The sequence below is a fragment of the Bradyrhizobium septentrionale genome (assembly GCF_011516645.4).
Lineage (GTDB): Bacteria > Pseudomonadota > Alphaproteobacteria > Rhizobiales > Xanthobacteraceae > Bradyrhizobium > Bradyrhizobium septentrionale.
This window is the reverse complement of record NZ_CP088285.1, coordinates 7,409,963-7,422,261: the sequence shown is the minus strand read 5'-3', so window position 1 is coordinate 7,422,261 and position 12,299 is coordinate 7,409,963. Positions and strand designations below refer to the sequence as shown.

The following is a 12,299-nucleotide window of genomic DNA, read 5'->3' as shown; positions in this document are numbered from 1 at the left end:
TGACGTCAGGCGAATCCAGGCCGAAAAGTAGCGCGCACGCCCCTGCCGAGGCCCGGCCGCCGGATCCGGGGGTAGTGATTCATTTGACCGCAAAATGACGGAAACGACGCTTATTTCTGCGAAAACATTAAGCTTTTTCGGCCATCGGCCGGTTCCAAGATTGACTTTACCGGGTTCGCCCCTATGTTGCGTGGCAACGCGGCCCTCGGATCGAAACGCGATTCGTCAGGTTTGCCGTCCGTCAGCGTTAGTCAGAGCCCCCGAGCTTTATAGAAAAGCGAGCCGTTTCGGGGCCGAACGCGACAGCCTTTTACCTGCGATGCCGAACGGCGGTTTCGACCAGAGGCTCAATGTCTTTTTCCAATCTAGGCCTGTCCGATAAGGTCCTCGCCGCAGTAGCGGCCACCGGTTACACCACCCCCACTCCCATCCAGGAACAGGCAATCCCGCACGTCCTCGCCCGACGCGACGTGCTCGGCATTGCCCAGACCGGCACCGGCAAGACCGCGGCCTTCGTTCTCCCGATGCTCACGATCCTCGAGAAGGGCCGCGCCCGGGCACGGATGCCGCGCACCCTGATCCTTGAGCCGACCCGCGAACTCGCCGCGCAGGTGAAGGAGCAGTTCGACAAATACGGCGCCGGTCAGAAATTGAACGTGGCGCTGCTGATCGGCGGCGTCTCCTTCGGCGACCAGGACTCCAAGCTGACCCGCGGCGTCGACGTCCTGATCGCAACGCCCGGCCGCCTGCTCGACCACACCGAACGCGGCGGGTTGCTGCTCACCGGCGTCGAGCTCTTGGTGATCGACGAAGCCGACCGCATGCTCGACATGGGCTTCATCCCCGACATCGAACGCATCTGCAAGCTCGTCCCCTTCACGCGGCAGACACTGTTTTTCACCGCGACGATGCCTCCGGAGATCAGCCGCATCACCGAGGCCTTCCTGCATAATCCGGCACGGATCGAAGTCTCCAAACCGGCGACGACCGCCGTCACGGTGACGCAATTGCAGGTCCCGGCCGGCCGCGAAGCGCATGAGAAGCGCGATATCCTCCGCCGCCTGCTGCGCGACGCCAAGGATCTCAACAACGCGATTATCTTCTGCAATCGCAAACGCGAAGTCGCAGTCCTGCACAAATCGCTGCAGAAGCACGGCTTCAGTGTCGGCGCCCTGCACGGTGACATGGATCAGAGCGCGCGCACAGCGGCCCTCGATCAATTCCGCAAGGGCGAGATTCCGCTGCTCGTCGCCTCCGACGTCGCCGCCCGTGGCCTCGACATTCCGGCCGTCAGCCACGTCTTCAATTTCGACGTGCCGCACCACCCCGATGACTACGTCCACCGCATTGGCCGTACCGGCCGCGCCGGACGCACCGGTACCGCGATCTCGATCGTCACCTCGCTCGACAGCAAGTCGATGACCGCGATCGAGAAGCTGATCGGCCAGCCGATCCCGCGCGCCGAGGGCGACTACACCGTTCGCAGCGATGCCTCCGACGAGGACGCCGCGCCGCGCCGCTCGCGCAGCCGCGACGGTTCGCGCGATGGTGCCCGTGGCAGCCGCAAGCCGCGCCGTGAGCGCGAACCGCGCCAAGGTGAGCGCGAGCCGCGTCACAGTGAACGCGAAGCGCGTCACGGAGAAGGCGAGCCCCGGCAGGACCGGGAGCCCCGGCAGGAGCGTGCAGCGAAGCCGGAGCGCGAACCGCGCCACGGCCGCAACGCTGGCCCGCAGGCCCCGTCGCATGTGCCGTCGATCGGACGTGCCGAGCCGCGCCGGCCGCAGCGCGAGGCGGACCACGAGCCCGGCGATCATTCGCACCTGCCCGCCTTCCTGCTGCGACCCGTGCGCGCACGCGCCTAAGGTCGGCTCCGCCGCCGCCGCTCCTGCGGCGGTATTCCGGGCAATCTCCGTTGTCGTCGACGGCGGAGGCGCGCGTGATTCCTTCGGGTTTGAAGCAAATACGCGCAGCTTTCGCACCGGAATCGTGAGCAAGCGAAAAGCGTGTGAAAGCGGCGTGCGATCCTCGGCGGAATCGAGATCGTCCGACGATCGTCGCAGCCAAATCCCCGTAGTTCCACTATTTACCTTGCCTTCACTCTCGTCCCGTACCCTCCCGCCAATAGTTTAGTTATTGCAGCCGGACACAATCGGCATTGTGCATTGGGGACGTAACAGTGGTTAAGCTGCTGGACGAACAAGAACGTACATTGGCCTTTGCCGAAGTCGCGCTTGGCCAGATTCGCTCGCTTCGCCAGACCGCCGTCCCCCGCAACTACGAAATCTGGTACGTCTACGCGACCGGCTACAACGCTCCGCTCAACAAGGTCATCAACGAGACGCTGGCGCGCAGCGGCAAGCTCAGCGAATCCGACCTCGAGCAGATCTACGAAACCTACCTCTCGCACATCAAGACGTCGGACCGCATCGACCAGGTCGGCGCGCGCGTCATCGGCGAGATCGACGCCGTCATGAAGCTGATCACCGATGCGCTTGGTGTGTCGGCCACATATGATGCGAGCCTGGTCGGCGCCACCAGCAAGCTTGCGACCGCGACCACCCGCGATCACATCAAGGCCATCGTCGACAGTCTGGCGAAATCTACCCGCGAGATGCGCGAGACCAACCAGGCGCTGGAGAACCGGCTCGCACTGTCGAAATCCGAGATCAGCGACCTGCAGCACAGCCTCGAGGCGATCCGCGCCGAGAGCCTGACCGATCCGCTGACCGGCCTCGGCAACCGCAAATATTTCGACCGCTCGATCGACATGGCGGTGCAGACTGCGCTCGCCAGCAGCGAACCGCTGTCGCTCCTGATGTTCGACATCGATCACTTCAAGTCGTTCAACGACTCCTACGGCCACCTCACCGGCGACCAGGTGCTGCGGCTGGTGGCGCAGTCGTTGAAGCAGACCATCAAGGGCCAGGACATCACCGCGCGCTATGGCGGCGAGGAATTCGCTGTCGTGCTGCCCAACACCGCGCTGCGCCAGGCGCTGACGGTCGCCGACCACATCCGCCGCGCCGTGATGGCCAAGGAACTGAAGAAGAAGTCGACCGGCGAGATCCTCGGCCGTGTCACGATCTCGGTCGGCGTCTCCATGCTGAAACAGGGCGACGACACGGATTCACTGATCGAGCGTGCCGACGCCTGCCTCTATGCCGCCAAGCGCGCCGGGCGCAACCGCGTGATCTGCGAGACCGATCCGGAATACAGCGCCGAGACCCAGACCCGCGTGGCGTGATCTGTCCGCCATCCTTCGAGACGCGCGCTCAGGATGACGGAATTGGCTTACTCAGCTTGCTCAGCGTCATCACCCGCGCATGCGGGTGATCCAGTATTCCAGAGACGGTCGTGCTTGAGCCGATAGGCCGCGGCGTACTGGGTCGCCCGGTCGAGCCGGGCGACGACAACAGTGGATGCGGACAAAGCTTCACATCAGGATGACGACCTCTTCTTCTTTTGTACTCACTTCTTTGAAGGTCGCTTCGCCGCGGTCTTCTTCACCGCAGCCTTCTTGGCAGCAGTCTTCTTCGCGGAAACTTTCTTCGCAGGCGCCTTCGCCGTCCGCGCAACCGGTCGTTTCCGTGGCCGCTTGCGCAGCTCGGCGCGCTGGGCAGCGCCGAGCGCCGAGCGCGCCCAGACCGCGAGCTCCTCGGAATCATCGAACAACCGCGCCGGCAGCTGCCAGTACGAATTCACCGTGACCGTCTTCGACCGCGTCTGGTACTGGAACGGCCCGCAGCCTTCGGCCTCGAATTGCGGGATGGTCTCCTCGTCGGCACTGAAGTAGAGCCCGGCACGCAGCGCGAGCGCGAAATTGGTGCCGTCAGCGGAGATGCCGTAGCCGGAGAACATCCGGCGCAGCGTGACCGGGCCGAAATCGGCGAACAGGTCGCTCAGGAATTCACGGTCCATGTGCCTGCCTCGTGCCCCGGACGCAGCGCAGCGTGGAACGATGCGCTGCAGAGCCGGGGCCCATCGGCCGTTGCGCAACTGAGGGATGGGTCCCGGCTCTGCGATGCGGCGCTACACGCCGCAGCGCGTCCGGGACACGAAAGAATCAGACGGTGGCCGGCTTGAGCTGCACCGATTCGCCGCAGCCGCAGGCGGAGACCTGGTTCGGGTTGTTGAACACGAACTGGGCCTGCATCTTGTCGGCCTTGTAGTCCATCTCGGTGCCGAGCAGGAACAGCACGGCCTTCGGATCGACCAGGATCTTCACGCCCTTGTCCTCGACCACTTCGTCGGTCGGACGGATCTCGTGGGCGTATTCGACGGTATAGGATTGTCCGGCGCAGCCGCCGTTCTTGATGCCGACGCGCAGGCCGACGATCTCGGAATCGGCGCGCTTGGTCAGCTCGGTGATCCGCTCCGCCGCGGCATCGGTCAATTTCATGACCTGCGGGCGCGGCCGCTTCGGCTTGGCTGGGGTTGGTGAAGCTTGCGTCATGTCACTCATGTGGTCAGTCCCAGCGGCAAATCAATTGCCGTTTTTCTTGAGCCTAAGTCTAGTTCCCTAACGCATCACCACATATTGAGGACGAGGCGCGCCTCGTCCGACATCCGGTCCGGCGTCCAGGCCGGATCCCACACCAGATTGACGTTGACGACGCCGACGCCGGGAACGCTGGCCACCGCGTTCTCGACCATCTGCGGCAGCTCGCCCGCGGCCGGGCAGTTCGGCGTGGTCAGCGTCATCAGGATGTCGACGGAGCGATCATCCTTCAGGTCGACCTTGTAGATCAGGCCGAGCTCGTAGATGTCGGCCGGGATTTCCGGGTCGAACACCGTCTTCAGCGCGGCGACGATCTCGCCGCTCATGCGCTCGGTCTCCTCCGCGGGCAGTGCCGAGGTGGTTTCCATGGTGGCCGTCTTGACTTCGGCTGTATCGGTCATGCGAACAGTTCCCGCGCCTTGATCAGCGCCTGCGCCAGATGGTCGACTTCTTCCCTTGTATTATACATCCCGAAGGATGCGCGGCAGGTGGCCGTCACGTTGAACCGCTCTAAAAGCGGCATCACGCAATGGGTGCCGGCGCGCACCGCGATGCCCTGACGGTCGATTACGGTCGCGACGTCGTGGGCATGCGCGCCCTTCATCTCAAAGGAGATCACCGGGCCCTTGTTGCGGGCGGTGCCGATCAGGCGCAGCGAATTGATCTCGCGCAACCGCTCCTGCGCATAGGTGAGCAGCTCATGCTCATGCGCGGCGATGCGCTCCTTGCCGATCGAATTGACGTAGTCGATCGCGGCACCGAGCCCGATCGCCTCGACGATCGGCGGCGTCCCGGCCTCGAACTTGTGCGGCGGATCGCCATAGGTGACCCAGTCCTTGGCGACCTCGCGGATCATCTCGCCACCGCCGTTGAACGGCCGCATCGCCACCAGATGCTCGTGCTTGGCGTAGAGCGCGCCGATGCCGGTCGGCCCGTACACCTTGTGGCCGGTGAAGGCATAGAAATCGCAATCGAGGTCCTGGACGTCGACAGGCAGATGCACCGCGCCCTGCGCGCCGTCGACCAGCACCGGAATGCCGCGGGCATGGGCGAGCCGCACCACCTCCTTGACCGGAACCAGCGTGCCGAGCGCGTTCGACATCTGGGTGATCGCGACGATCTTGGTGCGCGGCGTCAGGAGCTTCTCGAACTCCTCGATCAGGAAATTGCCCTCGTCGTCGACCGGCGCCCATTTGATGACGGCACCATGGCGCTCCCTGAGGAAGTGCCACGGCACGATGTTGGAGTGGTGCTCCATGATCGAGAGGACGATCTCGTCGCCCTCCTTGATGTTCACCCCGCCCCAGGACGACGCCACCAGGTTGATCGCTTCGGTGACATTGCGGGTGAAGACAATCTCTTCACTGCGGCGGGCATTGATGAACTTAGCGACCTTGTCGCGGGCGCCTTCATAGGCCTCCGTCGCGGCATTGGCGAGGTAATGCAGGCCGCGATGCACGTTGGCGTATTCGCTCTTGTAGGCCTCGGTCATGCGGTCGAGCACCGCATTCGGCTTCTGCGCCGAGGCGGCGTTGTCGAGATAGACCAGCGGCTTGCCGTAGATCTGCATGGCGAGCGCCGGGAAGTCCTGCCGCACCAAGGCGACGTCGTAAGAGCCGTTGGCGACCGCCTTGTGCATGCTCACGCCCTCGCCTGAAGCCAACGCTGCGCGGTGGCAATTGCGACCTCGCGCAGCGCGTCGCTGGCAATCGTCTCGATCGCCTCGCCGACGAAGGCCTGAATCAGAAGCGCCTGCGCCTCCTTCTCGGGCAGTCCGCGGGCGCGCATGTAGAATAGCAGGCTCTCGTCCAGCGCGCCGGTGGTCGCACCATGGCCGCAGGTGACGTCGTCGGCGAAGATCTCGAGCTCGGGCTTGTTGTCGGCTTCCGCGTCGTCGGACAGCAAAAGCGCGCGGGTCATCATCTTGGCGTCGGTCTTCTGGGCATCCGGGCGGACGATGATGCGGCCCTGGAACACGGAATGGGCGCGGTCGTCGACGACGGCACGGAAGATCTCGCGGCTCGCGCAGTGCGGCACCGCGTGATCCATGAACAGCGTGGTGTCGGCGTGCTGCTTGCCGTTGATCAGATTGACGCCGTTAGTCTCGACCGTCGAGCCCTCACCGGCACAGGTGATCGTCAGCTGGTAGCGGCTGACATGGCCGCCCGAGGTCAGGCCGAACGTATTGAAATGGGCATGCGCGCCGAGCGTAACGGTCGCCGAGGAAATGTTGAACGCGTCGATGGAGTCCTCGACCAGCCTGACGTGATCGAGCCGCGCATTGTCGCCGATCGCAACGATCAGCCCGTCATGGGTCTGGTAGGCCTTGGCGCCTTCGCCCGCGAGATAGCTCTCCACCAGCGTCACGCCGGTGTCGCGGCCGAGCCGGAGCAGCGACCGCGTGAACGTCGAGGCCGGCGTCGCGCCTGATGCGACGTGGACGATGTGCAGCGGCTGCGACAGCACAGTGCCGTCAGCGATCTCGATGACGACGCCATCGGTCGCCATCGCGCCATTCAGCGCGATCATCGGATTGGAGATGTCGGAGGCAAAGGCCTGGGCGGAGAGCCCGCCATCGCTGGCCTCGAGCACCTCGCGCAGCGCGCGGATGCTGAGCCCCTTCTCGAGACCGCCGAGATCGGACAGATCAGGCGCGAAGGCGCCACCGACCAGCACCAGGCGGCGTACGCCGTCGATCGCCCGCAACTTGACGGCAGCAGCCGCGCGGTCCAGCCCGGCCGCATCGGGCGCCGGCGCGAGCGGCAGCACTTCGCGCATCAAGGCGCGCAGGTCGGTGTATTTCCAGTCCTCGATCCGGCGATGCGGCAGGCCTGATCGTTCATAGGCCTCGAACGCCTGGCGGCGCTGATCGGCGATCATGCCCTTGCCCGGCAGACGGTCGCACACCACGGCGAAAGCATCGCCCAGTGCGCGTCCGGTCTCGGTCTTTGCTACAACGTTCATATGAAAACCCGTAACCTGATCAGGCAGCGTCTTCGAACTGCGCGTAACCGGACTCTTCCAGCTCCAGCGCCAGTTCCTTGCCGCCGCTCTTCACCACCCGGCCCTTCGACATCACGTGCACGACATCGGGTACGATGTAGTTGAGCAGCCGCTGATAGTGGGTGATCACGACCATCGCGCGCTCCGGCGAGCGCAGCGCGTTGACGCCGTCGGCGGCAATCCGCAACGCGTCGATGTCGAGGCCGGAATCCATTTCGTCGAGGATGCAGACGGCCGGCTCGAACAGCGCCATCTGCAAAATCTCGTTGCGCTTCTTCTCACCGCCGGAGAAGCCGACATTGACGCCGCGCTTCAGCATGTCCTGCGGGATGCTGAGCTGCTTCGCCACTTCGCGGACCTTCTTGAGGAACGCCGGCGACGAGATCTCGTCCTCGCCGCGCGCCTTGCGCTGCGCGTTGAGCGCCGCATGCAGGAAGTTCCAGGTGGTGACGCCGGGGATCTCGACCGGATACTGGAACGCCAGGAACACGCCCTTGGCGGCGCGCTCGTTAGGAGCCATCTCCAGCAGGTCCTCGCCCCTGAACAGGATTTGCCCGCCGGTCACTTCATAGCCCGGCTTGCCCGCGATGACGTGGGACAGCGTCGACTTGCCGGAGCCGTTCGGCCCCATGATCGCGTGCACCTCGCCCGGGTTCACTGTGAGCGACAGCCCGTGGAGGATCTCACGCTCCTCGACACGAACCTTCAGATCTTTCACTTCAAGCAAAGACATCAGATTTTTCCTGAGCATCATCCGCAAAGAGCGCGTCGGCCGCGCCCTCAAGCGGGATGGATTAGCCAACCGAACCTTCAAGGCTGATCGAGATCAGCTTCTGCGCTTCCACCGCAAATTCCATCGGCAGTTGCTGCAGCACGTCCTTCACGAAGCCGTTGACGACGAGGCCGACGGCTTCTTCCTGCGAGAGCCCGCGCTGGACGCAGTAGAACAGCACGTCCTCGGAGATCTTCGACGTGGTCGCTTCATGCTCGAACGTTGCCGAGGAGTTCTTGGCCTCGACATAGGGCACGGTGTGCGCGCCGCATTTGTCGCCGATCAGCAGCGAATCGCAGGCGGTGTAGTTGCGCGCGCCGGTGGCTTTGCGGTGCGCACTGACGAGGCCGCGATAGGTGTTCTGCGACCTGCCGGCGGCGATGCCCTTGGAGATGATCCGGCTCGACGTGTTCTTGCCGAGGTGGATCATCTTGGTGCCGCTATCGACCTGCTGGAAGCCGTTCGAGATCGCGATCGAGTAGAACTCGCCGCTCGAATTGTCGCCGCGCAGGATGCAGCTCGGGTATTTCCAGGTGATCGCCGAGCCGGTCTCGACCTGGGTCCAGGAAATCTTGGAATTCCTGCCGCGGCAGTCGCCGCGCTTGGTGACGAAATTGTAGATGCCGCCCTTGCCCTCGGAATTGCCGGGGTACCAGTTCTGCACCGTCGAATACTTGATCTCGGCATCGTCGAGCGTGACCAGTTCGACCACGGCGGCGTGCAACTGGTTCTCGTCGCGCTGCGGCGCGGTGCAGCCTTCGAGATAGGAGACGTAGGAGCCCTTGTCGGCGATGATCAGCGTGCGCTCGAACTGGCCGGTGTTGCGCTCGTTGATGCGGAAATAGGTCGACAGCTCCATCGGGCAGCGCACGCCCGGCGGCACGTAGACGAACGAGCCGTCGGAGAACACCGCCGAATTCAGCGTCGCGAAATAATTGTCCGTGGTCGGCACCACGGTGCCGAGATATTTCTGCACCAACTCGGGATGCTCGCGGATCGCCTCCGAGATCGGCATGAAGATCACGCCGGCCGCCTTCAGCTCCTTCTGGAAGGTGGTCGCCACCGAAACCGAATCGAACACGGCGTCGACCGCGATCTTGCGGCTGGGCGACGGCGGGCCGCCGGGCGGCGGCTCGACGCCCTCGAGGATCGCGACCTCGCGCAAGGGAATGCCGAGCTTCTCGTAGGTCTTGAGGATTTCCGGATCGATCTCGTCGATCGAGGACAGCGTCTTCTTCGGCTTCGGCGCCGCGTAGTAGTAGATGTCCTGATAGTCGATTTTTGGATAGTTGACGCGCGCCCAGGTCGGCTCGGTCATGGTCAGCCAGCGGCGATACGCCTCCAGGCGCCATTCCAGCATCCAGGCCGGCTCATTCTTCTTTGCAGAGATGAAGCGGACGGTGTCTTCCGACAGCCCCTTCGGGGCCTTGTCGGACTCGATCTGCGTCTCAAACCCATATCGATACTGGTCGACGTCGATGCGCCGGACGCGCTCGACCGTCTCTTGTACAGCAGGCATTCAATCCTCCGCTCGCGGTTTCAAGGACCGCGGTGGATCTCAAGTTCCGAAAATCTCTTACGAAGCTTTGACGACGAAATCGGCTTAGAACAGTTCAAGCTGTGTTTCGTCGTTCCCCTCTAACTAAGGTATCGGCGAGCTTTCGCCAAGCCTTGAGGGCCAAATCCACGTCTGTCTCCGTGGTAGACCAGCCAAGACTAAGCCGCACCGCTCCCTGGGAGACGTCAGAACGGTATCCCATTGCCTCCAGGACATGGGACGGCTGGACCTTGCCCGACGAGCAGGCGGAACCGGAGGAGACCGCTACGCCCGCGAGGTCGAATCCGATGACCGCCGTCTCGGCCTTCATCCCGGGCGCCGTGAAAAGAACGGTATTTGGCAACCTTTTAACGTCATCGGAGAAGACCAGCAAGCCCGCCGTCTGCCGCAGACCGTGCTCGAGCCGGTCGCGCAGCCCTCTGACGCGAGCGGCGTCGGCCTTCAGCGCTGCCATCGCGGCCTTCACGGCCGCACCATACCCGGCGATCCCGGCGACGTTCTCGGTCCCTGCCCGCCGCCCATGCTCCTGTCCGCCGCCGCGCAGAAACGCCTCCAGTCCCTCGACGCCATCTGCGAGCACCAGCGCGCCGGTGCCCTTCGGTCCGCCGATCTTGTGCGCCGACAGCGTCACGAGATCGGCCTGCGTCGAGGCCAGATCGAACGGGATCTTGCCGAACGCCTGGATCGCGTCGACATGCAGCAGCCCGCCGGCCGCATGGACGATCCCGGCGACGTCAGCCATCGGCTGAATGGCGCCGGTCTCGTTGTTTGCCAGCATCACCGAGACCAGCGCAGGCGGCCCCTCCGCCAGCAGCGCGCGCAGATGATCGAGATCGATCACGCCAGCGCGCGTGACATGGATTGCGGAGATCGCATCCGGCGAAAATCGCCCGCCCGCCAGCACCGACGCATGCTCGATCGCCGACACCAGGAGCCGCCGCACCGGCGCGCTCGCCGCACGGCGCAATCCCGGCGTTAGCGCCAGCGCATTGGCCTCGGTCCCGCCGGAGAGAAACACCACGTCCTGCGCGCGGCGGCCGACCGCCTTCGCCACCGCATCGCGGGCATCCTCGACCAGCCGTCGCGCCCGCCTGCCCTCGCTGTGCACCGAGGACGGATTGCCGCTCAATTCCCACGCGGCGGCCATCGCCGCTTTCGCCTCGGCGCGAAGCGGCGTGGTGGCATTCCAGTCGAGATAGACGCGCTCGGCCATGCAATCTGTCCGCCGAACCATCATGGTTGCGGCCTTCCACTGCGACATAACGACAGTCAGGCACCGAGACCAGATCGGAGTCACCGGCAGGCGAGATTTTTCACACTCGTCCGGAGCCTCGTCTTGTTGCCGGGCAAGACACTGACGGCTCCCCGAGCGCGATAGCAATATGACAAACTGAAGCTTCAGGTAGCCATTCCACCGCGTGAAACCAGCGAAGCGACCGCGCAAGGATCAAGCCTCGCTGATCGCACGTTCCAGCGCCATGATTCGACGGCGCTTTTGATCCACAAAAGCGCCGCAGACGCGCCCGCTGTGCGCACGTCACGAAACGGATTCACTCCCGCCAAGCCGCACAATTTCCTTGATTTTTGCCCCTTGCGTCATGCTAGAAGGCCTTCCAGCGTGCCGCCCGGCGGTGCCTGCGCCGCTTTCATCATGAGCCGCTTTGTTCGCGCCCCGTCGCTGAAGATGGCTCCAACCGGTTGATTGATCGACGTCAATCAAGGGAACGCAATGCCTGAAGTCATTTTCACCGGCCCTGCCGGCCGTCTCGAGGGCCGCTATCATCCGGCCAAGCAGAAGAACGCGCCGATTGCGATGATCCTGCATCCGCATCCGCAGTTCCACGGCACGATGAACCACCAGATCGTCTATCAGTGCTACTACGCGTTCGCGCATCGCGGCTTCTCGGTGCTGCGGTTCAATTTCCGTGGCGTCGGCCGCAGCCAGGGCTCGTTCGATCACGGCACCGGCGAATTGTCCGACGCCGCGAGCGCGCTCGACTGGGCGCAGGCGATCAATCCGGAAGCGCGCGCCTGCTGGGTTGCCGGCTTCTCGTTCGGCGCCTGGATCGGCATGCAGCTTTTGATGCGCCGGCCGGAGGTCGAAGGATTCATCTCGATCGCACCGCCCGCCAATCTCTACGATTTCTCGTTCCTCGCGCCCTGCCCGTCATCGGGCCTGATCGTGCACGGCGACAAGGATGCCGTGGTCCCCCCCAAGGACGTCAACACGCTGGTCGAGAAGCTGAAGACGCAGAAGGGCATCGTGATCGACCAGCAGGTCATCCCCGGCGCCAACCACTTCTTCGACGGCAAGCTCGAGCCGTTGATGGAGACGGTGACCGGCTATCTCGATATGCGCCTCGCCAACGTGCGGTGAGGACGAACATGATGTAGCCCGCATGAGCGAAGCGACATGCGGGTCGCAACGGCGCAGACCCCGGATATCGCTTCGCTCATCTGGGCTACGG

General features: G+C 64.1%; 11 protein-coding genes. 3 read left to right on the top strand and 8 right to left on the bottom strand.

All coding sequences use genetic code 11. The annotated features are described in order from the left end of the window. The first annotated feature begins 350 nt into the window (after positions 1–350). On the top strand, positions 351–1,862 hold the full coding sequence (locus HAP48_RS37030) for a DEAD/DEAH box helicase (protein WP_166204708.1): 1,512 nt from the start codon (positions 351–353) through the stop codon (positions 1,860–1,862). A gap of 314 nt (positions 1,863–2,176) precedes the next feature. After that, positions 2,177–3,244: a GGDEF domain-containing protein gene (locus tag HAP48_RS37025; RefSeq protein ID WP_166204707.1), complete on the top strand. Its 1,068-nt coding sequence runs from the start codon at positions 2,177–2,179 to the stop codon at positions 3,242–3,244. 224 nt (positions 3,245–3,468) lie between these two features. On the opposite strand, the gene HAP48_RS37020 is transcribed toward HAP48_RS37025, so the two are convergent. The 8 genes from HAP48_RS37020 to HAP48_RS36985 all read right to left on the bottom strand — a co-directional run bounded on the left by HAP48_RS37020 (position 3,469) and on the right by HAP48_RS36985 (position 11,044). After that, positions 3,469–3,918, bottom strand: a complete 450-nt coding sequence (locus HAP48_RS37020; RefSeq protein ID WP_166204706.1) for a TfoX/Sxy family protein — start codon at positions 3,916–3,918, stop codon at positions 3,469–3,471. A gap of 145 nt (positions 3,919–4,063) precedes the next feature. Further along, complete coding sequence (locus HAP48_RS37015) at positions 4,064–4,453, bottom strand: HesB/IscA family protein (RefSeq protein WP_029083373.1); 390 nt, start codon at positions 4,451–4,453, stop codon at positions 4,064–4,066. Between the two features lie 74 nt (positions 4,454–4,527). Continuing rightward, the gene (locus HAP48_RS37010; RefSeq protein ID WP_028342143.1) at positions 4,528–4,899 is read right to left on the bottom strand and encodes an SUF system Fe-S cluster assembly protein; all 372 of its coding nucleotides are present in this window, start codon (positions 4,897–4,899) and stop codon (positions 4,528–4,530) included. Continuing rightward, on the bottom strand, positions 4,896–6,143 hold the full coding sequence (locus tag HAP48_RS37005; protein WP_175612259.1) for a cysteine desulfurase: 1,248 nt from the start codon (positions 6,141–6,143) through the stop codon (positions 4,896–4,898). Before HAP48_RS37005 ends, HAP48_RS37010 begins: the two co-directional genes overlap by 4 nt. Then, positions 6,140–7,462 carry a Fe-S cluster assembly protein SufD gene (gene sufD, locus HAP48_RS37000; protein ID WP_166204705.1) on the bottom strand — a complete coding sequence of 441 codons (1,323 nt, stop codon included), beginning with the start codon at positions 7,460–7,462 and terminating at the stop codon, positions 6,140–6,142. The genes HAP48_RS37005 and sufD overlap by 4 nt, the downstream gene beginning before the upstream one ends. Before the next feature lie 19 nt (positions 7,463–7,481). Beyond that, the gene (sufC, locus tag HAP48_RS36995; protein WP_166204704.1) at positions 7,482–8,234 is read right to left on the bottom strand and encodes a Fe-S cluster assembly ATPase SufC; all 753 of its coding nucleotides are present in this window, start codon (positions 8,232–8,234) and stop codon (positions 7,482–7,484) included. Positions 8,235–8,295: 61 nt separating this feature from the next. Next, positions 8,296–9,792 carry a Fe-S cluster assembly protein SufB gene (sufB, locus tag HAP48_RS36990; RefSeq protein WP_166204703.1) on the bottom strand — a complete coding sequence of 499 codons (1,497 nt, stop codon included), beginning with the start codon at positions 9,790–9,792 and terminating at the stop codon, positions 8,296–8,298. Positions 9,793–9,886: 94 nt separating this feature from the next. Next, positions 9,887–11,044 (bottom strand): cysteine desulfurase family protein, encoded by a 1,158-nt coding sequence (locus HAP48_RS36985; protein ID WP_166215504.1) that lies wholly within the window; start codon positions 11,042–11,044, stop codon positions 9,887–9,889. 516 nt (positions 11,045–11,560) lie between these two features. Here HAP48_RS36985 and HAP48_RS36980 point away from each other — a divergent pair. Then, entirely contained in the window at positions 11,561–12,208 is a 648-nt protein-coding gene (locus HAP48_RS36980; protein ID WP_016843213.1) for an alpha/beta hydrolase, read from the top strand. Positions 12,209–12,299 lie beyond the last annotated feature (91 nt).